The organism is Pseudomonas sp. GW822-FHT02G04, from assembly GCF_058802085.1.
The window spans coordinates 185758-211472 of the sequence record NZ_JBXANU010000008.1 but is presented as its reverse complement, the minus strand read 5'-3'; the positions used below and the strand labels follow the sequence as shown (position 1 = coordinate 211472).

Genomic DNA, 25715 nt, shown 5'->3' with positions numbered 1-25715 from the left:
AAAGCATGTTGAAAAAGACGCTCGCCGCACTGGCAATCGGTTCTGCTCTGCTGTCCGCAAACGTGATGGCGGCCGACTATGTGGTCGACAAAGAAGGCCAGCACGCCTTCGTTGACTTCAAGATCAGCCACCTGGGCTACAGCTACATCATCGGTACCTTCAAGGATATCGACGGCAAGTTCAGCTTTGACGCTGCCAAGCCTGAAGACAGCAAGATCGAGTTCAATGTGCGCACCGCCAGCGTGTTCACCAACCACGCCGAACGCGACAAGCACATCGCCAGCGGTGACTTCCTGAACGTGGGCAAATTCGCCGACGCCAAGTTCGTCTCCACCAGCGTCAAACCTACCGGCAAAAACGCCGCAGGCAAAGACACTGCCGACGTGACCGGCAACCTGACTCTGCTGGGCGTGACCAAGCCAATCGTGGTCAAAGCCACCTTCCTGGGTGAAGGCAAGGATCCATGGGGCGGCTACCGTGCCGGCTTCGAAGGCACCACCAGCATCAAGCGTTCCGATTTCGGCAAGCAGAAAGACCTGGGCCCAGCGTCCGATGCGGTCGATCTGTACGTGACGTTTGAAGGTGTCAAAGCGAAATAATCTTCGCGCCTGACATAAAAACGCCCCTGATCTCATGGTCCGGGGCGTTTTTTTATACCTTATATTCGGTCTAACCGTCCGCCACATAATCCTGTAGGAGCCAGGCTTGCCGGCGAAGGGGGCGACTCGGTCTCTGCGGCGTAGCTGATGACGCCTTCGCCGGCAAGCCTGGCTCCTACAGGTTTTTGATGAAGCATAAAAAATGCCCCGGATTTTGCGATCCGGGGCATTTTTCATGACTTTGAAAAACTCAGCGGTTGCGGGTCAGCAATGCTGGTTTTTCGCCGCGCGGACGGCCTGGCAGTTGATCCAGTTGCTCAGGGGTCGGGAAGCGATCGCTTTTCGACTCCTTGTGAATGATCTTCGGTGCCGGGCCCCGCGGGTTCTGCACGGCCGGTTCCGAGCGAGACTGGTCGTCACGGGCCGGACGGCGGTTGCGGGACTCTTCGCGACGGGCCTGGCCGTCACGTGGAGCGCCGTTGCGTGGGCCACTGCGCTTGGCCGGTGGGGTGCCGGTGGTTGCGCCGCTGCTGTTGCGCGGGCCGTTCTGGCGACCTTGTGGCTGACCGGTGCGCGGAGCACCAGCACCAGCGCCTTGTGCCGGTGCGCCCGGACGACGGCCACGGCCCTGAGCCGGTTTGGCTTGAGGCACGTAGTCGACGCGGTTACCGAAGTTATCGATATCGTCGTCCAGGAACTCGTCCGGAGCACGGTCGGCGGCAGCGCGAGGAGCCGGGCGCTGTTGTTCGCGGGCCGGGGTGCCTTCGCGTGGTTTGTGTTCACGGGCCGGGCGCTCGCCACGGCCGGCAGCAGGTTTTTCCTTGCCGCCCTTGTCCTTGCCTTTGTCTTTACGACCGCCGCCGCCACCGCTGCCGTTCGGGCCGTCGCCGCGTGGGCCACGTGGGGCGCGTGGGTTACGTACATCCGGACGCTCGCGAACTTCCGGTTTCTCGGCTTCCACAGCGCTGGAGTCGAAGCCCATCAGGTCGCCGTCGGCGATTTTCTGCTTGGTCATGCGCTCGATGCTTTTCAGCAGCTTTTCTTCGTCCGGAGCGACCAGCGAGATCGCCTCGCCCGAACGACCGGCACGGCCGGTACGACCGATACGGTGCACGTAGTCTTCGTCGACGTTCGGCAGTTCGAAGTTGACCACATGGGGCAACTGGTCGATATCCAGGCCGCGTGCGGCGATGTCGGTGGCGACCAGGATGCGCACTTCACCGGCCTTGAAGTCGGCCAGGGCTTTGGTGCGGGCGTTCTGGCTCTTGTTGCCGTGGATCGCGACGGCGGTGAGGCCGTGTTTGTCCAGGTACTCGGCCAGGCGGTTGGCGCCGTGCTTGGTGCGCGTGAACACCAGCACCTGTTCCCAGGCGCCGGCAGTGATCAGGTGCGCCAGCAACGAACGCTTGTGGCTGGCGGCCAGACGGAATACGCGTTGTTCGATCCGCTCGACCGTGGTGTTCGGTGGCGTGACTTCGATGCGTTCCGGGTTGTGCAGCAGCTTGCCGGCGAGGTCGGTGATGTCTTTGGAGAACGTCGCCGAGAACAACAGGTTCTGCCGTTTGGCCGGGAGGCGGGCGAGGACCTTTTTCACGTCATGGACAAAGCCCATGTCGAGCATGCGGTCAGCTTCGTCCAGCACGAGGATTTCCACGTGGGACAAATCGACACTGCCTTGGCCGGCGAGGTCAAGCAGGCGACCGGGGCAGGCCACCAGCACGTCGACACCACGGGACATGGCTTGAACCTGCGGGTTCATGCCGACGCCACCGAAGATGCAGGCGCTGACGAACTTCAGGTCACGGGCATAGACCTTGAAGCTCTCGTGCACCTGAGCCGCGAGTTCGCGGGTTGGGGTCAGGACCAGTACGCGTGGTTGGCGCGGGCCGTGACGCTGGGATTTGTCCGGGTGACCGTTGGGAAATAACCGCTCCAGAATCGGAAGGGCGAAACCGCCGGTTTTACCAGTACCTGTCTGAGCCGCAACCATCAGGTCGCGACCTTGCAACACGGCGGGAATGGCCCGCTGTTGCACCGGAGTAGGCTCGGTATAGCCCGCTGCCTCGATGGCGCGGACTAAAGCCTCGGAGAGACCGAGGGAAGCAAAGGACATGAGTAATCCTGTTTTAGTTAGGGCTTGGCCCAATGGGAGTCTTGCCTGGCGCGAATGGCGTTTAAGAGGACGCAATCCCGTCCGGTCCTGCTGGGCCTCGAAGGCTCGTCTAGAGCGCTCGCGCGGGCTGAAAAGCTGCGCTGTAGCGGGATCGAGATGCCTTGAACAAGTCCGAGCGTCCGGGCGTGAGCCTGGCGGGAAGGCCGGAGTATAACAGAGCAATCACTGTGCGCCGCTTTCCTGCTGCTCAACGGTTTTTCCGCCGGTTGCGGTGGTGCTGGCGGCCCGGGCTTCAGTGGCCGGGCCGGCACCATAGCGGGCGCTCAGTTCGGCATAGGCCGGTTCGCGCTTGAAGCGCTTGAGCTCGGCGCCGAAACGCTGCACCAACAAATCCATCCCGGCATTGCGGCGTACCGCCAGATACTGGCTCTGCTGGCTGATGACGGTCGGGTTCTCGGTGATCTTGTCGCGGATGTCCAGTTGATCGAGCAAGTGCTGGCCGACCCGGCGATCGGTGATCAGCAGGTCGATCCGCCCGCGTACCAGTTTGCCGAAGTTGGCTTCATGGGTGGGCGCCGGTTCCCGGGTAAACAGTGTCGATTCGCTGAAGTCCTTGCTGTACAGGTAGCCCGGCGAGGTGCCGATGGTCAGGCCTTTCAGGTCGTCCAGGGTGCGAAATGGAAACGGCCGTTCATTGGCGTAGAACATCACGAATTCGACTTGCGAGAGCGGTTCGCTGGGGTAGAGCAGGCTCACTTCGCGTTCATCGCTGTGGAAAATGTCCAGCACACCGTCTGCCTGGCCTTGCTCAAGCATCGACAGGCAGCGCTTCCACGGCAGGAACTGCCATTCCACGTCGATCCCGAGACGTTTGAAGACGATGGCCGTGGTTTCGTAGTCGAGACCCAGCGACGTGCCGTTTTCTTCATACACGTAAGGCGCCCAGGGTTCGGTGACAATACGTAGCTTCTCGCCCCGAGCGGTGAAGCTCAGGCAAGTGAACAGAAGCACGGTCAGTAACTGAGCGATCAGGGGCATGGCTTGAGATTGCGACGAGAAATCATAAAGAGCCAGAAACCGGATCCAGAAGCTCTATCTCAGGATATGACTGCACAATAAAGGGGCACCGAAAAGCAAAAGATCGTAGCCTTCGGTGGCTTCTACAGAGGTATGTATTCCCCAGTAGGAGCTGCCGAAGGCTGCGATCTCTTGATGTTGCTTTGGCGACGATTAGCGCGGCAACTTCAGGTTATTCCACACCGCCAGACTCGGTTCAGCCTGGTTCAGCGTGTAGAAGTGCAGCCCCGGTGCCCCACCTTGCAACAGGCGTTCGCACATCTCGGTGATGACTTGCTCACCAAAGCTTTGAATGCTCTGGGTGTCGTCGCCATAGGCTTCCAGTTGCTTGCGGATCCAGCGCGGGATTTCCGCACCGCAAGCGTCGGAGAAGCGCGCCAGCTTGCTGTAGTTGGTGATCGGCATGATCCCCGGCACGATCGGGATGCTCACACCCTTCGCCTGTACACGCTCGACGAAGTAGAAATAACTGTCGGCATTGAAGAAGTACTGGGTGATCGCACTGTTGGCACCGGCGTTGGCCTTGCGCACGAAGTTGTTGAGATCGTCTTCGAAATTGCGCGCTTGCGGATGCATTTCCGGGTAAGCGGCAACTTCGATGTGGAAATGATCGCCAGTCTCTTCACGAATGAATTCAACCAGGTCATTGGCGTGACGCAACTCGCCGCTGGCCATGCCCATGCCCGAGGGCAGGTCACCGCGAAGCGCAACGATTCGCTGGATGCCGGCTGCCTTGTACTGGCTCAGCAGGCCGCGCAGGTCGTCCTTGCTGTCACCCACGCAAGACAGATGCGGTGCGGCAGGGACTTTGACTTCACTTTCCAGCTGCAACACGGTGTTGAGCGTGCGATCACGGGTCGAACCGCCAGCGCCGTAGGTGCAGGAGAAAAAGTCGGGATTGTAGGTCGCCAGCTGACGGGCAGTGGCGATCAGTTTTTCATGCCCAGCATCGGTCTTCGTCGGGAAGAATTCGAAGCTGTAGCGACGTTCTTGGGACATGGTCATATCCTTGGAAACACGTAAGCCGGACGCTGGCCCCCCGTAGGAGCTGCCGCAGGCTGCGATCTTTTAAGATCAAAAGATCGCAGGCTTCGCCAGCTCCTGCGCAGAGCGGTCAATCAGCGTATCAGTAGCGGTAAGCGTGCGGCTTGAACGGGCCTTCGACGGTGACGCCGATGTATTCAGCCTGTTGCTTGGTCAGTTGAGTGACCACGCCGCCGAAACCGCGGACCATTTCCAGGGCCACTTCTTCGTCGAGTTTCTTCGGCAGTACTTCAACGGTCAGGCGCTCGGCTTTCTGGGCTGGCGACAGGTCGGCGTACTTCTGGCCGAACAGGAAGATCTGAGCCAGAACCTGGTTGGCGAACGAACCGTCCATGATGCGGCTTGGGTGACCAGTGGCGTTGCCCAGGTTAACCAGACGGCCTTCAGCCAGCAGGATCAGGTAGTCGTCGTTCTGGGCGTCGAAAGCGCCTGCACCGGTGCGGTGAACCTTGTGAACCTGCGGCTTCACTTCTTCCCATGCCCAGTTCTTGCGCATGAAAGCGGTGTCGATTTCGTTGTCGAAGTGACCGATGTTGCAGACAACAGCGCGCTTCTTCAGGGCTTTGAGCATGTTCGCGTCGCAAACATTGACGTTACCGGTGGTGGTCACGATCAGGTCGATCTTGCCCAGCAGCGCTTTGTCGATGCTCGCTTCGGTACCGTTGTTGATACCGTCGATGAACGGCGAAACCAGTTCGAAACCGTCCATGCAGGCTTGCATGGCGCAGATCGGGTCGACTTCGGAGACTTTAACGATCATGCCTTCCTGACGCAGGGACTGGGCCGAGCCCTTGCCCACGTCACCGTAACCGATGACCAGCGCTTGCTTGCCGGACAGCAGGTGGTCGGTGCCGCGCTTGATCGCGTCGTTCAGGCTGTGACGGCAGCCGTACTTGTTGTCGTTCTTGCTCTTGGTCACCGAGTCGTTGACGTTGATGGCCGGGATTTTCAGCTCGCCCTTGGCCAGCATGTCCAGCAGACGGTGAACGCCTGTGGTGGTTTCTTCGGTGACGCCGTGAACGCGATCCAGTACTTGTGGGTACTTCTTGTGCAGCAGCTCGGTCAGGTCGCCGCCGTCGTCGAGGATCATGTTGGCATCCCAAGGCTGGCCATCCTTGAGGATGGTTTGCTCCAGGCACCACTCGTACTCTTCTTCAGTCTCGCCTTTCCAGGCGAACACCGGGATGCCGGCAGCGGCGATGGAAGCGGCGGCCTGATCCTGAGTCGAGAAAATGTTGCAGGACGACCAGCGTACTTCGGCACCCAGGGCAACCAGGGTTTCGATCAGCACGGCAGTCTGAATAGTCATGTGGATGCAGCCGAGAATCTTCGCGCCCTTGAGCGGTTGCTCTTCGGAGTACTTGCGGCGCAGACCCATCAGGGCTGGCATTTCGGATTCGGCGATGATGGTTTCGCGACGGCCCCAGGCAGCCAGGGACATGTCGGCGACTTTGTAATCGTTAAAATCTACAGGCGTGATAACAGCGCTCATGAAGAGCCTCCATTCGTAATGTATGCGAATGGGCGCCGTTGTGCGTTTAGTGTCTGGCCGTGGCCAGTCAACGCCCCATCCGAGCCTGACAGGTTGAACCTGCTGCAGCGCCCCTCGGACAGGTGGCGGGAAAACGGTAGCAAGTGAACATTACCGTTTTGAAACGGGGGCGATTATAGCGGGCTATGCTGATCTTCCAAAGCGTTTCTGTTGGTCAATGTCCGAACGGTAATCGAGACCATAGTCGATGCTTAATAGAGCTCTAGTCCGGGCTCTGCCATGATGGCCGGCATCAATCGGCAAGACGGTCAGGAGTGAGTATGAATTTCCACACCCGCAAATGGGTAAAACCCGAAGACCTCAACCCCAACGGCACGCTGTTCGGCGGCAGCTTGCTGCGCTGGATCGACGAAGAAGCGGCGATCTACGCCATCGTCCAGCTGGGTAATCAGCGCGTGGTCACCAAGTACATTTCCGAAATCAACTTCGTCAGCGCCTCACGTCAGGGCGACATCATCGAGCTAGGCATTACCGCTACCGAGTTCGGTCGCACCTCGATCACCCTGACCTGTGAAGTGCGCAACAAGATCACTCGCAAGAGCATCTTGACCGTAGAGAAGATGGTGTTCGTGAACCTGGGCGAAGACGGCCTGCCCGCGGCGCATGGCCGGACCGAAATCAGGTACGTCAAAGACCAGTTCAAGGATGACGTGATCGGCGGGTGATTGTTGCTTCTGTGGCGAGGGAGCTTGCTCCCTCGCCACAGGTTTCGTACTTTCACTGACTGGCATTAACCGGACGCACTGACCGCGGCAGCACTGCGACGTTGCAGGTAGATGAAGAACAGCGTCGTCAGCAGCGTGAATACGCTGACCAGTGCGCCGGTCCACGGCAAGTCCGCCAGGTCCGTGCCACTGGCCACCACCAGCCCGCCAATCCACGCCCCGGCGGCGTTGCCGAGATTGAATGCACTTTGATTCAAGGTCGACCCGAGGTTCGGCGCTTCATGAGCCTGATCGATGATCAGCAATTGCAGGATCGGACACAGCGCAAACGCGAAGATGCCCCACAACACCAGCGTGATCGCCGCCGGTATCACTGAATGGCTGGTTTGGCTGAAGGCGGCCAGCACGATGGCCACGGCCAATGTCATCCCCACCAGCGAAGGCAGCAAGCGACTGTCCGCCAATCGACCGCCGAGCATGCTGCCCCCGGTCAAGCCGACCCCGAACAACAGCAACATGATGGTTACGCCATGCGGACTGACGCCGGTGATGTCCTGCAGGATCGGTGCAATGTAAGTGAACACGCTGAACAGGCTGGTGGACGCCAGCACGCTCATGCCCAGCGCCAGCAGCACATTGACCTTGCCCAGCACTTTGAATTCGCTGGCCAGGTTGGCCTTGTCCATGGGGATTTCCTTGGGCAGCCAGACCCACTGCGCAATGGCCGCAATCACACCGATCACCGACACCGCCCAGAAGGTCGAGCGCCAGCCGGCGTATTGCCCAAGTGCTGTGCCTAAGGGCACGCCCAGCACGTTGGCCAAGGTCAGTCCGGTGAACATCATGGCAATCGCCTGGGCTCGTTTGTTCGGTGCCACCAGACTGGCAGCAACCACCGAGCCGATGCCGAAAAACGCGCCATGGCATAGCGCGGTGATCACTCGTGCAGCCATCAATGTGGCGTAGTTCGGCGCCAGGGCGCAGAGGATGTTGCCGAGAATGAACATCAGCGTCATGCCCAGCAGTGTGGCTTTGCGCGGCATGTTGGCGGTACCGACTGCGAGAATCGGCGCACCGAACACCACGCCCAGGGCGTAACCGGTGATGAGCAGGCCGGCGTGAGGAATGCTCACGGCGAGATCGCGGGCGACATCGGGCAGCAAGCCCATGATGACGAATTCAGTGGTGCCGATGCCGAAAGCGGCAACGGCCAGTGCAAGCAAGGCGAGTGGCATGCGCAAGGTCTCTGTCGGTAGTCTTGACGCTTTGATCAGGCATACGCAGGCCGACGACCGTTCTCGATGAGAGCGGGCAGGGGCAGGAATTATTGGAATTAGTCTGTGCGCAACTGAGTGCGGCGTGGTCGCTTGCAGTATAAACAGCTGCGGACATATGGCGAATCAATTCTCTGTCCCGCGATGTAGGGGCAATACAAGGAGTGTGCCGTGCTTGCGACGATTCTGGTGTTGGTGGCGGCGCTGTTGCACGCGGCGTGGAATACCCTGATCAAGTTCAGCGCGGAGCGGCTGTTGGTGGTGGCCTGCATGGACAGCGTGGCGTTGCTGTTTGTCGCGCTGATGCTGCCCTTCGTGGCGCAGCCGCCAGTGGCGATGTGGCCGTGGATTCTCGCATCGGCGGCATTCGAATTGCTCTATCGCTACCTGTTGATCCAGGCCTATCGGGTCGGCGATCTCGGTCTGGTCTATCCGTTGATGCGTGGCCTGTCGCCGCTGGTGGTGCTGGCACTGACGCTGATCTTCGCTGGTGAAGTGCTGACGGCTCAGCAGATCTTCGGGATTCTGCTGATCCCGTTCGGTATGTTGTGCCTGCTCTGGCAGGGCGGTGGCGGGGTGCGCCTGCCGTGGTCGATGCTGCCGGTGGTGGCGCTGATCGGGTTGTGCATCGGTTGCTACACCTTCATCGATGGCCAGGCCTTGCGGCGCTGGTCCCATCCGCTGGACTACCTGGTTTGGGTCACATTGCTCAGTGCCTGGCCATTCCCATTGCTGGCGCTGGTGCGCAAACGCCCGGCGTTCATGCTGTTCTGGCGCGAACAGTGGAGGTTGGGGTTGGCGGTCGGGTTCTGCGTGTTGTTCAGCTACGCTCTGGTGCTGTGGGCCATGCAGCTCGGTTCGATTGCCGAAGCAGCGGCGCTGCGCGAGATCAGCGTGATCCTGGTGGTGCTGTTCGGTATGCGCTACTTCAAAGAACCTTTTGGCAGGCCACGGCTCTTAGCCTGTGGACTGGTATTGATCGGCATGTTGGTGATGAAGTTTTAGTCGCCGCTGATGGAATTCGATTCTCTATAACTTGAAGAAGGGACTGCGTTATGACGGTTGCTCTGTGGTGCATTTTGATTGCGATCTGCTTACCGTATCTGTGCGCAGGCGTCGCCAGGTTCAGCGGTGGCAAGTTCGGGCTGAAACAGAATCACGACCCGAGGGCGTTTCTGGATTCGCTCGAAGGCGTGGCCAGGCGTGCGCATTCGGCGCAGTTGAACAGCTTCGAAGTGACCCCGGCGTTTGCCGCGGCGGTGATCGTGGCGCATTTGGCTGGCAATGCCGAACTGGTGACGATCAATGTGCTGTCGGTGCTGTTTATCACCAGTCGGCTGCTGTACATCATTTGCTATCTGGCGGACTGGGCGATTTTGCGGTCGCTGGTGTGGTTTGTGGGGATGGGGTTGATCGTCAGTTTCTTTGTGGTGTCTGTTTGAGAAAGCAAGATCAAAAGATCGCAGCCTGCGGCAGCTCCTACGGGATCGGTGTTCATCTGCGATATTGCGACGAACGCGCTCAATGTAGAAGCTGGCGGAGCCTGCGATCTTTTTGCGTTTAAAGTTTGTCAGCCACCTGCGGTACTTGAGGCAACGCCGCCCCTTTAGGCCAGAGCATCCAGATCTGCCCCTGCTGTTTCATGTCGCCAGCCAACTGCCCGGCCGCATCGCCCGTGCCCCAGAACAGATCCGCGCGGACCTCGCCGGCAATCGCACCGCCGGTATCTTGAGCGGCCACCGGACGCACCAGTGCGCTGCCGTCCGGTCGCGTGGTCGATAACCACAACAGGCTGCCAAGCGGAATCACCTTGCGATCCACTGCCGCGCTATAACCTGCGGTCAATGGCACATTCAGCGAACCACGCGGCCCTTCGTTGCTGTCCGGGTTACGATTGAAGAACACGTAACTGGGGTTGCTGCCGAGCAATTCGGGAATGCGCGTCGGATTGGCCTTGGCCCAGTTATCGATGGCGCTCATGGTCACCTCTTCTTTCTTCAGCTCGCCCTGATCCACCAGCCAGCGGCCGATAGGTCGATAGGGGTGGCCGTTCTGGTCGGCATAACCAATGCGCAATTGACGGCCATCATCGAGCTGGATGCGCCCCGAACCCTGGATTTGCAGGAACTGCAGGTTCATCGGGTCGGTCAGCCAGGCAATCACCGGCGCCTTCACGCCTTTGGTTTCAATGGTTGCCGCATCGTCATAAGGCTTGAGCACGCGACCTTCGAGCCGTCCGCGCAGGCGTTTGCCTTTGAGCTCCGGGTAGATACTGTCCAGCGAGACGATGATCATGTCCTCGGGCACGCCGTACACCGGGATGTTCGCTTGCCTGGTCTGGGTCAGGCTGCCGGGATACACCGGTTCGTAGTAACCGGTGATCAGGCCGTTGGGGTTGTCATTGGCGGCGCGCAAGCCGTAAACATCGAGGTTCTGCTTGAGGAAGCCGCGGATGTCGCTGGCGGTTGGCTGCACGTTGGCGGAAGCGGCACAGGTGCCACCCCAGACCGGGTCGGCCTTGAGTCGGGTGCAGGCGCTGCGCCACGAGCCAAAACCGGCGACGAGGTCGTTGTCGGACACCGCTGGAAGGGCTTCCCAGGTAGCGCTGGAGTAGGTCGCCAGTGCGTGGGTTTTCGGTGTGCTGCTGTCGCCACCGGTGCAGCCCGCAAGCACGGCCACCATCGGAAGGGTCCAGGCCAGGTTGTGACGCCACGCCTTGAAACGGCTGTTCATGGAGTAATTCCTTTGCCGGTTGCCTGAGTGCTCCATGCGCTCAAACAACCCGTATTGATAATAGGGCTATTGGTCTTTGCCGGTGACGCGAGGATACTGGCCGCCGTTTCCAGTGATCTGAAGCCACCATGACTCTTAAAAGACTCTCTGTTGTATTGCTGGCCTGCCTGACCTTGTCCGCCTGCGGCGGTGTCGACCCGAACTCGCCTCTGGGCCAGCGCAAGGCGATCTTCAAGCAAATGCTCAAGACCGGCGAAGACCTGGGCGGCATGTTGCGTGGGCGTATTCCGTTCGATGGTCCGAAATTCGCCGACGGTGCCGTGAAGCTCGATGCGTTGTCCCGTGAGCCGTGGAAACATTTCCCGCAGGTGCGCGAAGAAGACCACACCAGCGCCAAGGACGATGTCTGGCAGAAGCAGGCACGCTTCCAGGAAATGGCCCGCACCCTTGAAGGCGCCACCGGTGAACTGGTGGTCGCCAGCCAGGTTCAACCCTACAAGGCCAGCAACCTGGGGCCGGCGGTGCAGAAAGTCGAAGACGCCTGTAGTGCCTGCCATAAAGAGTTTCGGGATCATTGAGGCGGCGTGTTCAAACCGGATTACTTATCCAGCTCGTCGAGCGCGTCCTGTAAATCCTTGCGCGATTGAGCCAGTTTGTCTTTGCGCTTGTTGATCTTCTCGGCGTCGCCTTTTTTCATCGCCTTGTCGAGGTCGGCCTGACGCCTGCTGACTTCATGCTTGGCGTCGAGCACCTTGTTTTCCCTTTCCTTCTTCAAGGAAGCGTCGGTGCAATGGGCGGTGACTTCGCTCAGGGCGGTTTCCAGGCCAGCCTGTTGATCGGCGTTGCCGTGAGACTTGGCCAGTTCGATCTGGTTGATGATGCCTTGTTTTTTCGCGGCGCAGCCGGTCAGGCCCGGGGCGTCTTCGGCGGCCATTAATGGAGCGGCCATCACGCTGCACAGGGTCAACAAGGCGAGCGGTGAAAGAAGTTTCATAAAAGCTCCAGGTGAAAAATTCGATGTGGCGATGGGCTGTTTGAGCGCACCGGCACCTATGGGTTCCCAGGCTGGCGGGCGTTGCCGGCTGCTAAAAACCGTCAATCCCGGCAACACGTAATGTCTCGCTCAAGGCCAGGACCTGCGGGTCGCGGAAAAATGCGCTCAATTGCGCCGCGCGTCCCGGACCGATGCCGGCTTCGGCCTGCCATTGTTCGGTGTTTCGTTGCGCCAGCACCTGCCATGAGTCGGCGAGCTGTGCCTGGCCGGTCGGCGGCAAGCCCAGGGCTTTGAGCCAGCGAGCGAACGGGCGTTGCCGGGCACCGTTGAAACTGTTCAAAAGACGAGCACTGCTGCGCTCGCCGAAGCCGTCAATGTTAGCAAGCTCTTGCTCATCGAGGGTCAACCAATCGAGCAGGCTGCCGAGGCGTTCGGCCTTGAGCAGTTTTTCCCAGGTGCCCGGCCCGACATGAGGCAAGGCCAGCCCCTGTTTGCCACTGAGCCAGGCCAGGCGCGCGAGGAACTGGCTTTCGCATCCGGGCGTCGGCTGCCAGCAACTTAACGGATGAAAATCTGCTGCCAGCGGTGCGTTCAATTCAGGACGTTCGGTGCTGCGCAATACGACACCGTCGAGCCTGGGGATGGTCAGCCCCGCCAGACTGATGGCGACCTGATCGCCGGGGCGAATGTCCAGCGCTTCCCAGCGCTGCAAGGAACTGACGCTGACGCGCTTGATCTGCCGGTCATCGAGCATCACCGGTGTCAGATCCAGCACCGGTGTGATCCGGCCGGTTCGTCCAATCTTGAAGTGGACCTTGCGCACCTCGGCCAACGCTTGGGCGAAGGGGTACTTCCAGGCGACGCTCCAGTAAGGCGTTTTCGCCTGCCAGCGCTCGGCCGCCGGGCGCTGGCTCTGACGCAAAACGACGCCATCGCTGGCGAAGGGTAGAGGCGAGCGATACCAGTGATCGCGCCAGCGTTTGGCATCGGCAAATGCCTCGATCGGCAGGCTGTAGGGCACGGTACTCGGGAACCCCAGCTCATCCAGAGCCGCCACGCGGGCGGGCAGGCTTTTCGGGCCTTGCGGCCAGTCCCAGACAAACAGGCCGATACCGGCGGCATGCTCAGGGTTCAGGGCCTTGCGCGCCATTAATCCGGCCACTGTGGCGCGGGCATTGAGGCTGCCGGCCTCGGCTTGCACGTGTTCGGTCAGGCGCCAATAGAGTTCGCCTTGCAGCAGCAGGTCCAGCGGTTGCGCAAGTTTTTGAGGGATGGCGGCGATCTGGCGCGCCGAGGCAGTCCAGTCGTGGCCGGTTACCCCGTCACCACGACTGATCGCCTTGTGCAGCCAGCCGTTGCGATAGATCAACGTTACCGCCACGCCGTCGACCTTGGGTTGAATCCAGACCTCATCCCGACTTTTCAGCCAGGCTTCGACGGCGTGCTCGTCGCGCAGTTTTTCCAGGCCGGTGTGGGCGATGGGGTGAGCAACCGTGCCACCGGCAGTACGCAACGGTTCGGCTGAAGGGTCTGAGTCAAAACACTCGCGCCATTCGCTTAGTCGTATGCGGGATTGATCATAGAGTTCATCGGCGACCAAAGAGCGCCCTTCGCGATGATAGCTATCGTCCCAGAGGTCGATTCGCTTTTGCAGTGCGTTGATTTCGTCCAGAGCGCGGGCCGGTGGCCAATCAGGGCAGTCGGCGGCATTGGCGGTCAGGCAGGTGAGGGTCAGCAGGAAACCGAAAAACAGGCGCAGGTTGGGCAGCATCGAGAGCGTCCTTGCTCGTTGGGGTGCTTTCAAGGGTAGTCAGGTTTCGGGTGTGGAGTGCAGGGGTGTAATTCTGCGTGTTTCGAGGTGGGATCTTCTTCATGAAAAAGCCCCGCACGGCGAACCGTGCGGGGCTTTTTGTGCAGCCGGGGAAGTCTTACAGGCCGGCAGCAGAGCGCAGAGCGTCGGCGCGGTCGGTTTTTTCCCAGGTGAACGTGGTGAACGTATCGTCGCCCACGGTTTTGGTTTCCGGGGTGCGACCGAAGTGGCCGTACGCAGCGGTATCCTGGTACATCGGGTGCAGCAGATCGAGCATGGTGGTGATCGCGTATGGACGCAGGTCGAACACTTCACGAACCAGTTTGACGATCTTGTCGTCGCTGATCTTGCCGGTGCCAAAGGTGTTCAACGAGATCGACGTAGGCTGGGCCACACCGATTGCGTAGGAAACCTGGATCTCGCAACGCTCGGCCAGGCCGGCAGCTACGATGTTCTTGGCCACATAACGACCGGCGTAGGCAGCCGAACGGTCAACCTTCGATGGATCTTTACCGGAGAACGCGCCGCCGCCGTGACGGGCCATGCCGCCGTAGCTATCAACGATGATCTTGCGACCGGTCAGGCCGCAGTCGCCCACCGGGCCACCGATGATGAACTGGCCAGTCGGGTTGATGTGGAACTGGGTGTCCTTGGACAGCAGCTCGGCAGGCAGCACGTGCTTGACGATCAGCTCCATCACGCCTTCGCGCAGGTCTTTGTAGGACACTTCCGGGTTGTGCTGGGTCGACAGTACAACGGCGTCGATACCGACAACCTTGCCGTTTTCGTAGCGGCAGGTCACTTGCGACTTGGCGTCTGGACGCAGCCAAGGCAGCAGGCCGGACTTACGGGCTTCGGCCTGGCGCTGAACCAGTTGGTGCGAGAAGGTGATCGGTGCTGGCATCAGCACGTCGGTTTCGTTGCTGGCGTAGCCGAACATCAGGCCCTGGTCGCCGGCGCCCTGGTCTTCAGGCTTGGCACGATCAACGCCCTGGTTGATGTCGGGGGACTGCTTGCCGATGATGTTCATCACGCCGCAGGTCGCGCCGTCGAAGCCGACATTGGAGCTGTTGTAGCCGATGTCGAGAATCACGTTACGGACGATGTCTTCCAGATCGACCCAGGCCGACGTGGTGACTTCACCTGCGATGATTGCCACGCCGGTTTTCACCAGAGTCTCGCACGCCACGCGGGCGAACTTGTCTTCAGCAATGATGGCGTCCAGCACCGCATCGGAAATCTGGTCGGCGATTTTGTCCGGATGCCCTTCAGACACGGACTCGGAGGTGAAGAGGGAGTATTCGCTCATCTCGATTTTTTCCTGAATTTACCGATGGTGAGTGTCGCCAGCCGGTCGCTGAAAATGGCGGACCTGAATCTGGAAACCATTACGTAAGCCTACATAGAGGCTTTCCCCGGGAACGAGTCCCGCAGCGGTGGCCCAACGGGCCAGATCGTCCTGTTCAAACCCCAACCAGAGATCACCGCAGGCCTCCTTGGCCCAACTCTGGTTGTGGCTACATAACTCTGTCACTAACAGGCTACCGCCTGGTTGCAGCAAACCGGCCATGTGCTTGAGCGCTTCGGCCGGCGCGGCAAAATGGTGCAGCACCATGTTCAGTACAACGCAGTCGGCCTGAAGGCTTACACCGTTCAATGCATCGGCCAATTGCAGGCTGACGTTAGCCAGCGTTTCACGTTCGCAGACCTGACGGGCCAGTTCGAGCATCGCGGGGCTGTTGTCCAGCGCCGTGACCTGAGTGAAACGACGCGCCAGCTCCGGCAGAAAAGCGCCATCGCCGGGACCTACTTCGATGGCCGTGGCGCCGGGGCCGAAACTCAGCTTGTCGAGCAGGGCCACCACGCTTTCGCGGTATTGCGGCAGGCCGGCGATCAAGTCTTGCTGGGCGCGAAACTTCTCCGCGACCCGTGAGAAAAAGTCCTGGCTGGCCGCCTCCCGTTGCCCGTGAACCTGACCGATCCGCGCCTGAACGTCAGCCGGCAGAGCCAGGTTGTCCACTTCTTCGAGCAGCGCGGCATGCAGCTTGCCGCCCAGCAGATCGGTGTGGGGCAGGGCACGACGGTAGAAAATCGCATTGCCTTCACGGCGGGTCGCCACCAGGTCGGCCTGGGCCAATACCTTGAGGTGATGACTCATGCCGGACTGACCGATGCCGAAGATCTGCGCCAGCTCCAGTACGCCGAACGAATCGTTGGCCAGCGCGCGCAATACATTCAGCCGCAGAGGATCGCCGCCGGCCTTGCACAGGGCCGCCAGCTCATCGCAATCGTCATGTTGAATGGAAGGCACGCGCAGATTCATAAGGCCAGCAGTCTAGTGACGGTCAGAAAACACCGCAAGAGCAATATCAAAAAGTTTTGATATTGGTCGATAGATGGCACTTCTTAACGTTAGTTTCAGTCCACAAACGAACAGCGGAAAGGTTTCACCAGCCGAATACGTCGTTATCCATTGGAAAAACGCCTTCGGATGACTATCTGTCATTGCCCCGAGGCGGGTCGGTGAGGGAAAATGCTCGCCTTTTTTCCGTTTCGTTTTATTCACTCTCGATTCAATATCCGCAGGAGATCAGCGATGCCCAGCCGTCGTGAGCGCGCCAACGCCATTCGTGCCCTCAGCATGGATGCCGTGCAAAAAGCCAACAGCGGCCATCCCGGTGCCCCTATGGGTATGGCGGATATCGCCGAAGTACTTTGGCGTGACTACCTCAAGCACAACCCGAGCAATCCATCGTTCGCCGACCGTGACCGCTTCGTGCTGTCCAACGGTCACGGCTCGATGTTGATCTACTCGCTGCTGCACCTGACCGGCTACGACCTGTCGATCGATGACCTGAAAAACTTCCGCCAGCTGCACAGCCGTACCCCGGGTCACCCGGAATACGGCTACACCCCGGGCGTGGAAACCACCACCGGTCCACTGGGCCAAGGCCTGGCCAACGCAGTCGGTTTTGCCCTGGCGGAAAAAGTCCTGGCGGCGCAGTTCAACCGTCCTGGCCATAACGTCGTCGATCACCACACCTACGTATTCCTGGGTGATGGCTGCATGATGGAAGGCATTTCCCACGAAGTCAGTTCCCTGGCCGGTACGCTGGGCCTGGGTAAACTGATCGCCTTCTACGATGACAACGGCATCTCCATCGACGGCGAAGTCGAAGGCTGGTTCACCGACGACACGCCGAAGCGTTTCGAATCCTACAACTGGCAAGTGATCCGCAACGTCGACGGTCACGACCCGGAAGAAATCAGGATCGCGATCGAAACCGCACGCAAAAGCGCACAACCGACGCTGATCTGCTGCAAGACCACCATCGGCTTCGGTTCGCCGAACAAGCAAGGCAAGGAAGATTGCCACGGCGCCCCGTTGGGTGACGCGGAAATCGCCCTGACCCGTGAAGCGCTGAAGTGGAATCATGGCCCGTTCGAAATCCCGGCCAACATCTACGCCGAGTGGGACGCCAAGGAAGCCGGTCGCGCCGCCGAAGCCGAGTGGGACCAGCGTTTCGCCGCTTACTCTGCTGAATTCCCTGAGCTGGCCAACGAACTGGTTCGTCGCCTGAGCGGCGACCTGCCGACCGATTTCGCCGAAAAGGCCCAAGCCTACATCGCTGAAGTCGCGGCCAAGGGCGAATCCATCGCCAGCCGTAAAGCCAGCCAGAACGCCCTGAACGCGTTCGGCCCGCTGCTGCCGGAACTGCTTGGCGGTTCGGCTGACCTGGCCGGTTCCAACCTGACCCTGTGGAAAGGTTGCAAAGGCGTCACCGCCGAAGATACCAGCGGCAACTACATGTACTACGGCGTTCGCGAGTTCGGCATGAGCGCGATCATGAACGGCGTGGCCCTGCACGGCGGCCTGGTGCCTTACGGCGCGACCTTCCTGATGTTCATGGAATACGCACGCAACGCGGTACGCATGTCGGCGCTGATGAAAAAACGCATCGTCTACGTGTTCACCCACGACTCCATCGGTCTGGGTGAAGACGGTCCGACTCACCAGCCGATCGAGCAACTGGCCAGCCTGCGCTGCACGCCGAACCTCGACACCTGGCGTCCGGCCGATGCCGTTGAATCGGCGGTGGCCTGGAAGTTCGCCCTGGAGCGTGACGACGGTCCTTCGGCGCTGATCTTCTCTCGTCAGAACCTGCAGCACCAAACCCGCAATGCGATCCAGATCGAAGAGATCGCCCGTGGCGGTTACGTGTTGAAGGACTGCGCAGGCGAGCCTGAGCTGATCCTGATCGCCACCGGTTCGGAAGTCGGCCTGGCGGTTCAAGCCTTCGACAAACTGACCGAGCAAGGCCGCAAGGTCCGTGTGGTGTCGATGCCATGCACCAGCGTCTTCGAAGCCCAGGACGCCGGCTACAAGCAATCGGTTCTGCCGTTGCAGGTCAGCGCGCGTATCGCCATCGAAGCCGCCCACGCAGACTACTGGTACAAGTACGTGGGCCTGGAAGGCCGCGTGATCGGCATGACCACCTACGGCGAGTCGGCGCCTGCGCCTGCCTTGTTCGAAGAGTTCGGCTTCACCCTGGAAAACATCCTGGGTCAGGCTGAAGAGCTGCTGGAAGACTAAGACACGCCGCGGTGGTTTTATGGCCACCGCGTTCCCTGTGTAGGAGCTGCCGCAGGCTGCGATCTTTTGATCTTAAAAGATCAGCCTCGTTTCACTCGACAGCTCCTACCAGCTCCTGCAGGGATTTGTGTTGTTAGCAAGAATTCGTCTGCCGCGACTATCGAGAACCCCATGCCTCAACCGCGTCCTTACAAAGTTGCACTCAACGGCTACGGCCGGATTGGTCGTTGCGTCTTGCGTGCGTTGTTTGAGCGAGGCGAGAAGGCCGGGTTTGAAATTGTCGCGATCAACGATCTGGCCGACATGGCCAGCATCGAATACCTGACACGCTTTGACTCCACTCACGGCCGGTTTCCCGGTGAAGTGAGGGTCGAGGGCGATTGTCTGCATATTAATGGCGACTGCGTGAAAGTCCTGCGCAGTGCGACCCCCGAAGGCATCGATTGGGCGTCGCTGGGCGTCGATCTGGTGCTGGAGTGCTCCGGCGCTTATCACACCCGTCAGGATGGCCAGCGTTTTCTCGACGCCGGCGCGCCACGGGTGCTGTTTTCCCAGCCGATGGCCAGCGAGGCGGATGTCGACGCCACCATCGTCTACGGCGTGAACCAGGATTGCCTGACCGGCGACGAGCTACTGGTGTCCAACGCGTCCTGCACCACCAACTGCGGCGTGCCGCTGTTGCGTCTGCTGGATCAGGCCATTGGTCTGGAATACGTATCGATCACCACCATCCACTCGGCGATGAACGATCAGCCGGTGATCGACGCCTATCACCACGAAGACCTGCGCCGCACCCGTTCGGCGTTTCAGTCGGTGATTCCGGTGTCCACTGGTCTGGCGCGAGGCATTGAACGCCTGCTGCCGGAACTTGCCGGGCGAATTCAGGCCAAAGCCGTGCGGGTGCCGACGGTTAATGTGTCCTGCCTCGATATTACGATGCAGACCGTGAGCGATACCGACGCCACCGAGGTCAACCGGATTCTGCGCGAGGCCGCCACCCATGGCCCGCTCAAAGGCCTTCTGGCTTACACCGAGTTGCCTCACGCCAGTTGTGATTTCAACCATGACCCACATTCGGCCATCGTCGATGCCAGTCAGACCCGCGTTTCCGGCCCACGGCTGGTGAACATCCTGGCCTGGTTCGACAACGAATGGGGTTTTGCCAATCGAATGCTGGACGTTGCTACACACTATCTGCAAACAGCTACTTCGCTCTCTGTTTCTCAAAAACCTGCTCTCTAAAACAGCTATCCAGGAAATGCGACCCATGACCGTGTTGAAGATGACCGACCTCGATCTGCAAGGTAAGCGCGTACTGATCCGCGAAGACCTCAACGTCCCAGTCAAGGACGGTGTTGTCACCAGCGATGCGCGAATCCTGGCTTCGCTGCCGACCATCAAGCTGGCCCTGGAAAAAGGCGCGGCCGTGATGGTCTGCTCGCACCTTGGCCGTCCGACAGAAGGCGAGTTCTCGGCCGAGAACAGCCTCAAGCCAGTGGCTGACTACCTGAGCAAAGCCCTGGGCCGTGAAGTGCCGCTGGTGTCCGATTACCTGGGCGGCGTCGACGTGAAAGCCGGCGACATCGTGTTGTTCGAAAACGTGCGCTTCAACAAGGGCGAGAAAAAGAACGCCGATGAACTGGCCCAGCAATACGCCGCTCTGTGCGACGTGTTCGTGATGGACGCCTTCGGCACTGCTCACCGCGCCGAGGGTTCGACCCATGGCGTGGCCAAATTCGCCAAAGTCGCCGCCGCCGGCCCGTTGCTGGCCGCCGAACTGGACGCACTGGGCAAGGCCCTGGGCTCCCCGGCCCAGCCAATGGCTGCCATTGTTGCGGGCTCCAAAGTGTCGACCAAACTCGACGTGCTCAACAGCCTGAGCCAGATCTGCAACCAGCTGATCGTTGGTGGCGGCATCGCCAACACCTTCCTGGCCGCTGCCGGTCACCCGGTTGGCAAGTCCCTGTACGAGCCGGACCTGCTGGACACCGCCCGTGAAATCGCGGCGAAAGTCAGCGTGCCTTTGCCAGTGGACGTGGTAGTCGCCAAGGAATTCGCTGAAAGCGCGACCGCGACTGTCAAATTGATCGCCGACGTGGCTGCAGACGACATGATCCTGGACATCGGCCCACAGACCGCGGCGAATTTCGCCGAGCTGCTGAAGTCGTCCAAGACCATCCTGTGGAACGGCCCGGTGGGCGTATTCGAATTCGACCAGTTCGGTAACGGCACCAAAGTGCTGGCCCAGGCCATCGCGGAAAGCTCGGCGTTCTCCATTGCCGGCGGTGGCGACACCTTGGCGGCCATCGATAAATATGGCGTTGCCGAGCAAATCTCCTACATTTCTACCGGCGGCGGTGCTTTCCTCGAATTCGTCGAAGGCAAAGTGCTGCCGGCCGTTGAAGTCCTGGAAAGCCGGGCCAAGGCCTGAGGTCGCCCATTTGACCAGGCAAAGGAGTGTTCAGATGGTCCGGACATTAATGCTGTTGATCGCTGCGGGCATGCTGGCGGCTTGCGGGAGTAACCCGAAAGCCACGTCGGAACCCGCGCCATCCGAGTCGGATAAAGGCTGCTACCAGGCTGACTGGCAAGCGGAAACCAACCCGGTGATCAACAAGCGTTCCGGGCCCGATGGCCTGGACAAATACGAGACACAGACCCCGGCCAAGGAACATGGCTGCCCTTGACGGGTCTGACTCTTTACTCAGGGCTGGCGGCATGCGCCGTCAGTCGAGGAACATGGATGAAAGGTTTTATCGCCGTTTCGGCGCTGGCATTGCTGGCAGGTTGTTCGAATTTCGACCTGTTCAAGCCTGCCGAATCAACGGACAACTGGACCACCTGGACCTGCGACAGCCAGGCCAAAGTGCTCTGGCGCTACACTGACGTGAGCCGCAAGGCAGTCGATGTTCGTTTGGGTGGCGCCGATCAGGTCTACCGCCTGAAGCTTGAAGCGGGCGCCGAAGGTTCGCTGTACAGCAACGACATGCTGGCGTTTCACGTAAAAGGTGAGGAAGGCCTGGTGTACTGGGTCGCCACCAATGATTTGATCGGCCGCGGTTGTAAAGCGCAGTAACAACGCCGATCGCAGGACTATTGTTGTGGCGAGGGAGCTTGCTCCCGCTGGAGAGCGAAGCGGTCCCAAAGCCAGTCGATTTGGTGTTTCAGAAGGACCGAGTCGACGGGTTTACGACTGCTTCGCAGCCGAACGCGAGCAAGCTCGCTCGCCACAGGTTCTTCGTTACGCACAGGTTTTTGTTGTACCGAATTCGCAGCCCGGGCCAACCCCCGATCTGCAATAACTTGAATAGCCGCCGCCGCTACGGCAGGCTGGCACGATTAACGACCCTCAACCGGGAGAGACACACACAATGGCACTTATCAGCATGCGCCAGATGCTGGACCACGCAGCCGAGTTCGGCTACGGCGTTCCAGCCTTCAACGTCAACAACCTTGAGCAGATGCGCGCCATCATGGAAGCCGCTGACAAGACTGACTCCCCGGTGATCGTCCAGGCTTCGGCCGGTGCGCGCAAATACGCAGGCGCCCCGTTCCTGCGTCACCTGATCCTGGCGGCCATCGAAGAATTCCCGCACATTCCGGTGTGCATGCACCAGGACCACGGCACCAGCCCTGACGTCTGCCAGCGCTCCATTCAACTGGGCTTCAGCTCGGTCATGATGGACGGCTCCCTGGGCGAAGACGGCAAGACCCCGACCGACTACGACTACAACGTTCGCGTTACCCAACAAACCGTGGCCATGGCTCACGCCTGCGGCGTTTCGGTAGAAGGTGAGCTGGGCTGCCTGGGTTCGCTGGAAACCGGTATGGCCGGTGAAGAAGACGGCATCGGCGCCGAAGGCGTTCTGGATCACAGCCAAATGCTGACCGACCCAGAAGAAGCCGCGGACTTCGTCAAGAAGACCCAGGTCGACGCCCTGGCCATCGCCATCGGCACCAGCCACGGCGCCTACAAGTTCACCAAGCCGCCTACCGGTGACGTGCTGGCCATCGACCGCATCAAGGAAATCCACAAGCGCATCCCGAACACCCACCTGGTGATGCATGGTTCGTCTTCGGTTCCGCAAGAGTGGCTGGCGATCATCAACCAGTACGGCGGCGACATCAAAGAAACCTACGGCGTACCGGTTGAAGAAATCGTCGAAGGCATCAAGCACGGCGTGCGCAAGGTCAACATCGACACCGACCTGCGTTTGGCGTCCACTGGCGCGATGCGTCGCCTGATGGCCACCAACCCAAGCGAGTTTGATCCGCGTAAGTTCTTCGGCGCGACTGTTACTGCTATGCGTGACGTGTGTATTGCGCGTTATGAGCAGTTTGGTACTGCCGGTAATGCTTCGAAGATCAAGCCGATTTCGTTGGAAGGGATGTATCAGCGGTATTTGAAGGGTGAGTTGAACGCTAAGGTTAACTAAGTTTTTTGCGTTAATAAAAAACCCGCAGCGATGCGGGTTTTTTTGTATCCAAAATTTGATCAAGGTAAACGACGTGGTTGGAATTAGAGGAAGTAAAACCCTTTATCTGTCAGGTTGTCGGGTTTTCTAGATTGTTATTCTGTTTTGTTATAAAAAACTGTTAGTTCTTACAGGTTACTAAGTGGCTGAATGATTCTAAGATTTTCAGTGAGGCATCGAAATAAAAACAAAATGAAAAGAGTATGTGGTTCTTGTCATTTATCCATCTAAACCTCGCTGCAAAGGAATGTATCATGAGCTTACTTAATAAAACCTATCATAGTGCATCGGCTTCAGCGCATTTTTATGTAACATTCACTACCGCTGATAATTACACGGGGGCGCTTGTTGCAACTGCTATTATTAATGGTAAGTCCGGTATTCTTACTGGAATGCAAACAATTGGTGGTAACTACACGAGCATCTTTTTAAACGGTGCGATAGACGGAAAAACAGAAAGTTGGACGCTCGTGACTCCCGACTACAGATCCTTAAATGGAACAAGGAATTTCACTGATGAAACTGGTCAGTTATTCAGTCACGCTTTTCCGCTTGGATTGATTTAGTGGATCAAGCTTGAAGTAAAATTTGGATGAGATGGGGCATATCCATTTAATTGTCCCTTCTTAAAAGAAAAGGGGGCGGATTTATTTAATCGTCCCCTAGTACCTCTATTCTAGTTGCTTCGCAGGCCTGCCTCGCGCTCTATGCGAGACTCGTAATCCAGTAATCTTTTCAATCTCATCTGTGAATCGATGATTCCCCGTCAATTGTCCACGCTGAAGGGCGCCTCTGATCAGCTGCAACTCTGTAGACGGAATCGTCTGCTCCATAAATGAGGTGTACCGAGCAAGGCGCTCGGTGTGAGTTTTACCGAGTTCAGTGAAGCAAAGGTCTTCATCCAGCCAATGATTTTCTGCCGTTTCGTTGAGGCGCAGGTGCAAGCTCGACCAAGGGTAATCCTGTGCATGCTGAACCATTTGCGCTCGCACCGGATTTAGCTCGATGTATCGACTACAAGCCAGCAAATAGGTGTCGGTTTGAACCACGCTGGATTTGTATCGACTCTCCCACAAGGTACCGGAGCGCCCCTCCAGCTTGTTGCGATAGCGCGTCATGCGACCTGCCAGACCTTTCATCAATTGTCCGAGACTCGCGACGGAGTCTCCTGGTGCGAGTAATAGATGGACATGATTGGTCATCAAGCAGAAGGCATAGACTTTGACGTTGTATAGCGCTTTGAGCTCTCGCAGATCTTCGAGGTAACGTTGGAAGTCATTCGGCTCGGCGAACACAACCTGCCTGTTGTGGCCTCGTTGCACGACATGATGCGGATAATTGGGTAAAACAACGCGTCCCATTCTGGGCATATAGTTTCCTACGTCCTTGTAGTGGTCGGTGCAGCATAGCAGCAGAGAATCGATTAAATAAATCCGTCCCCTTTGTGTTGCCTTTGTGTTGTCCCCTTTGTGTCCCCTCTGTTTGCCCTTTGTTTGGTTATTTGTGTTGTAGCAAAGACGACTTAAAAACTGTTATTTCTTACAGGTGTAGGTGCGTTTGAATAGCGCTATGCTCTATCGTGTACCAAAAAAATACAAAGAGGTCGAAGAAGTCGTAAAAATAAATCCGTCCTCTTTGTCCTTGGTCCCCTTTGTTTTTGGTCTAAAGGATAGAAAAAATGTGGCAAGATTATGTGGCTTCTCTGACAAGCTCAGGCTCAGTAGCACAAGCGGCGATATGCGGACTTGACGGAGCAACATGGGGCAATTCACCCGGATTCAACATTTCCGGCGACGAAATCTCGGCAATACTGGCAGGGTTTAAAGACCCTAATATTTTACGCGAGTCTGGAATAATTGTTAATGGGGTGAAATATCTATACCTACAATCCGATGATAGCCAGATGCAAGGAAAAAAAGATGCTACTGGTATTTCTATCGCGAAAAACTCTAGATCTGTAGTTGTTGGCGCGTATATCTCTAATATGCAGGCTGGCAATACACGAGCGCAAGTTGAAAAAATGCGAGATTATCTATTAAGTGCCGGGTATTGATCTAGCGCGGATTGGTTAGTTTGTTGTAGGTGTAATTGATAGCAGTGGAAATGAACGGCGCTTACTAAGACGATTAAAGGGGCAGATTTATTAAAGTATTAAAGGGGCAGATTTGTTTAATCGTCTAACCTCAATCTCTTGAACCGCCCGGTGCCGGTTGGTGTGGCAGGGGAACGGCCTGTGAGAGCCGTCCCCTATGCCGATTGGAAGCAAGTTTGCTCGCCTAGCTCCAGCCGGGCCGCGATTACTCCTTCGGTTCGACGTGATCCAGCGCCTGGTTCACCGCCAGTTCGCCGAGCATGACCACTTGGGCAATGCCTAGCAGGGTCTTGCGATGTGAGGTCTCCAGCAATGCTGCGAAATTGTTGAGCATGAGGGTGGCCGAGCCGAGTGTTTCGCTGGCGTTGGCCAGCAGGGCTTCGGTGTTGTACTTCGGGTTGGCGAAGTACATGGGCTCGGGTTCGTTGGTGGTGGCCATGATTTTGGCGGCCGGGTTGAGGTAGTGGTCGAGGGCGCGTTCGGCGGCTTCGTGGAATTTTTTTGAATCGGGGGATTCGTAGGGGGAGGCCGGATCTGTGACCGGCGGATTCGGAGTAGCTTTGAACATTTGGTGTATTCCCAATTGGGCCGCAACCAATCCGCTACTACACGAAAGGGTGGCGGCTGTACGCAAGTTAGTAGACCGGGCGAATCCACCAAAATCCCGGCGCACCCGAGGGCGCCATGCGCACA

Annotated in this window: 26 protein-coding genes and 1 riboswitch; of the genes, 13 read left to right on the top strand and 13 right to left on the bottom strand. The window is 58.7% G+C overall.

What is annotated here, in order from left to right; genetic code table 11:
* The first annotated feature begins 5 nt into the window (after positions 1-5).
* Complete coding sequence (locus AC1RO5_RS13705; protein ID WP_018928736.1) at positions 6-599, top strand: YceI family protein; 594 nt, start codon at positions 6-8, stop codon at positions 597-599.
* 250 nt (positions 600-849) lie between these two features.
* Here AC1RO5_RS13705 and rhlE2 read toward each other — a convergent pair whose 3' ends face one another.
* From rhlE2 to ahcY, 4 genes are all read right to left on the bottom strand, one after another.
* Positions 850-2712, bottom strand: coding sequence for an RNA helicase RhlE2 (gene rhlE2 / locus AC1RO5_RS13700; protein WP_493175477.1), 1863 nt, complete (start codon positions 2710-2712; stop codon positions 850-852).
* Positions 2713-2934: 222 nt separating this feature from the next.
* A complete protein-coding gene (locus tag AC1RO5_RS13695) occupies positions 2935-3750 on the bottom strand; it encodes a substrate-binding periplasmic protein (protein ID WP_493175476.1) in 816 nt (271 codons plus the stop codon).
* A 192-nt stretch (positions 3751-3942) separates the two neighbouring features.
* Entirely contained in the window at positions 3943-4788 is an 846-nt protein-coding gene (gene metF / locus AC1RO5_RS13690) for a methylenetetrahydrofolate reductase [NAD(P)H] (protein WP_493175475.1), read from the bottom strand.
* 127 nt (positions 4789-4915) lie between these two features.
* Entirely contained in the window at positions 4916-6325 is a 1410-nt protein-coding gene (ahcY, locus tag AC1RO5_RS13685) for an adenosylhomocysteinase (RefSeq protein WP_493175473.1), read from the bottom strand.
* Positions 6326-6348: 23 nt separating this feature from the next.
* Positions 6349-6447: riboswitch (S-adenosyl-L-homocysteine riboswitch) on the bottom strand.
* Positions 6448-6645: 198 nt separating this feature from the next.
* Here ahcY and AC1RO5_RS13680 point away from each other — a divergent pair.
* Positions 6646-7050 (top strand): acyl-CoA thioesterase, encoded by a 405-nt coding sequence (locus AC1RO5_RS13680; RefSeq protein ID WP_309475222.1) that lies wholly within the window; start codon positions 6646-6648, stop codon positions 7048-7050.
* A 65-nt stretch (positions 7051-7115) separates the two neighbouring features.
* Here AC1RO5_RS13680 and AC1RO5_RS13675 read toward each other — a convergent pair whose 3' ends face one another.
* Entirely contained in the window at positions 7116-8285 is a 1170-nt protein-coding gene (locus AC1RO5_RS13675) for an MFS transporter (protein WP_493175471.1), read from the bottom strand.
* Positions 8286-8495: 210 nt separating this feature from the next.
* Between AC1RO5_RS13675 and AC1RO5_RS13670 the strand changes: the two genes are divergently transcribed.
* Together AC1RO5_RS13670 and AC1RO5_RS13665 are read left to right on the top strand one after the other, a co-directional pair.
* Positions 8496-9329, top strand: a complete 834-nt coding sequence (locus AC1RO5_RS13670) for an EamA family transporter (RefSeq protein WP_493175469.1) — start codon at positions 8496-8498, stop codon at positions 9327-9329.
* A 50-nt stretch (positions 9330-9379) separates the two neighbouring features.
* Complete coding sequence (locus tag AC1RO5_RS13665; RefSeq protein ID WP_413695837.1) at positions 9380-9766, top strand: MAPEG family protein; 387 nt, start codon at positions 9380-9382, stop codon at positions 9764-9766.
* Positions 9767-9884: 118 nt separating this feature from the next.
* Here AC1RO5_RS13665 and mltA read toward each other — a convergent pair whose 3' ends face one another.
* Positions 9885-11057, bottom strand: coding sequence for a murein transglycosylase A (gene mltA / locus AC1RO5_RS13660; RefSeq protein ID WP_493175467.1), 1173 nt, complete (start codon positions 11055-11057; stop codon positions 9885-9887).
* Positions 11058-11185: 128 nt separating this feature from the next.
* Here mltA and AC1RO5_RS13655 point away from each other — a divergent pair, with 128 nt between their 5' ends.
* Complete coding sequence (locus AC1RO5_RS13655; protein ID WP_493175465.1) at positions 11186-11635, top strand: c-type cytochrome; 450 nt, start codon at positions 11186-11188, stop codon at positions 11633-11635.
* Between the two features lie 20 nt (positions 11636-11655).
* On the opposite strand, the gene AC1RO5_RS13650 is transcribed toward AC1RO5_RS13655, so the two are convergent.
* The 5 genes from AC1RO5_RS13650 to AC1RO5_RS13630 all read right to left on the bottom strand — a co-directional run bounded on the left by AC1RO5_RS13650 (position 11656) and on the right by AC1RO5_RS13630 (position 16427).
* A complete protein-coding gene (locus AC1RO5_RS13650) occupies positions 11656-12051 on the bottom strand; it encodes a DUF1090 domain-containing protein (RefSeq protein ID WP_019580648.1) in 396 nt (131 codons plus the stop codon).
* Positions 12052-12142: 91 nt separating this feature from the next.
* Entirely contained in the window at positions 12143-13822 is a 1680-nt protein-coding gene (gene ligB / locus AC1RO5_RS13645) for an NAD-dependent DNA ligase LigB (RefSeq protein WP_493175464.1), read from the bottom strand.
* Between the two features lie 157 nt (positions 13823-13979).
* Positions 13980-15170, bottom strand: a complete 1191-nt coding sequence (metK, locus tag AC1RO5_RS13640) for a methionine adenosyltransferase (protein ID WP_007937912.1) — start codon at positions 15168-15170, stop codon at positions 13980-13982.
* Between the two features lie 18 nt (positions 15171-15188).
* Positions 15189-16184 carry an ArsR/SmtB family transcription factor gene (locus tag AC1RO5_RS13635; protein WP_007937914.1) on the bottom strand — a complete coding sequence of 332 codons (996 nt, stop codon included), beginning with the start codon at positions 16182-16184 and terminating at the stop codon, positions 15189-15191.
* Positions 16185-16196: 12 nt separating this feature from the next.
* Positions 16197-16427, bottom strand: a complete 231-nt coding sequence (locus AC1RO5_RS13630) for a hypothetical protein (protein WP_157214310.1) — start codon at positions 16425-16427, stop codon at positions 16197-16199.
* A gap of 30 nt (positions 16428-16457) precedes the next feature.
* On the opposite strand from AC1RO5_RS13630, the gene tkt reads away from it, so the two are divergent.
* The 7 genes from tkt to AC1RO5_RS13595 all read left to right on the top strand — a co-directional run bounded on the left by tkt (position 16458) and on the right by AC1RO5_RS13595 (position 23496).
* The gene (tkt, locus tag AC1RO5_RS13625) at positions 16458-18455 is read left to right on the top strand and encodes a transketolase (protein WP_493175460.1); all 1998 of its coding nucleotides are present in this window, start codon (positions 16458-16460) and stop codon (positions 18453-18455) included.
* Between the two features lie 171 nt (positions 18456-18626).
* Positions 18627-19697 carry an erythrose-4-phosphate dehydrogenase gene (epd, locus tag AC1RO5_RS13620; RefSeq protein WP_007937918.1) on the top strand — a complete coding sequence of 357 codons (1071 nt, stop codon included), beginning with the start codon at positions 18627-18629 and terminating at the stop codon, positions 19695-19697.
* A gap of 25 nt (positions 19698-19722) precedes the next feature.
* Positions 19723-20886 (top strand): phosphoglycerate kinase, encoded by a 1164-nt coding sequence (locus AC1RO5_RS13615; protein ID WP_258671427.1) that lies wholly within the window; start codon positions 19723-19725, stop codon positions 20884-20886.
* A 34-nt stretch (positions 20887-20920) separates the two neighbouring features.
* The gene (locus AC1RO5_RS13610; protein ID WP_258671425.1) at positions 20921-21142 is read left to right on the top strand and encodes a hypothetical protein; all 222 of its coding nucleotides are present in this window, start codon (positions 20921-20923) and stop codon (positions 21140-21142) included.
* Positions 21143-21198: 56 nt separating this feature from the next.
* Positions 21199-21531 carry an MliC family protein gene (locus tag AC1RO5_RS13605; protein WP_493175457.1) on the top strand — a complete coding sequence of 111 codons (333 nt, stop codon included), beginning with the start codon at positions 21199-21201 and terminating at the stop codon, positions 21529-21531.
* Positions 21532-21826: 295 nt separating this feature from the next.
* The gene (gene fba, locus AC1RO5_RS13600; protein ID WP_007937928.1) at positions 21827-22891 is read left to right on the top strand and encodes a class II fructose-bisphosphate aldolase; all 1065 of its coding nucleotides are present in this window, start codon (positions 21827-21829) and stop codon (positions 22889-22891) included.
* A 293-nt stretch (positions 22892-23184) separates the two neighbouring features.
* Positions 23185-23496: a hypothetical protein gene (locus AC1RO5_RS13595; RefSeq protein ID WP_493175455.1), complete on the top strand. Its 312-nt coding sequence runs from the start codon at positions 23185-23187 to the stop codon at positions 23494-23496.
* A 105-nt stretch (positions 23497-23601) separates the two neighbouring features.
* Here AC1RO5_RS13595 and AC1RO5_RS13590 read toward each other — a convergent pair whose 3' ends face one another.
* Positions 23602-24300, bottom strand: coding sequence for a transposase (locus tag AC1RO5_RS13590; protein WP_493175453.1), 699 nt, complete (start codon positions 24298-24300; stop codon positions 23602-23604).
* A 308-nt stretch (positions 24301-24608) separates the two neighbouring features.
* Here AC1RO5_RS13590 and AC1RO5_RS13585 point away from each other — a divergent pair, with 308 nt between their 5' ends.
* Positions 24609-24983, top strand: a complete 375-nt coding sequence (locus AC1RO5_RS13585) for a profilin (RefSeq protein WP_493175452.1) — start codon at positions 24609-24611, stop codon at positions 24981-24983.
* 244 nt (positions 24984-25227) lie between these two features.
* Here AC1RO5_RS13585 and AC1RO5_RS13580 read toward each other — a convergent pair whose 3' ends face one another.
* Complete coding sequence (locus AC1RO5_RS13580) at positions 25228-25590, bottom strand: DUF6124 family protein (RefSeq protein ID WP_493175450.1); 363 nt, start codon at positions 25588-25590, stop codon at positions 25228-25230.
* Positions 25591-25715 lie beyond the last annotated feature (125 nt).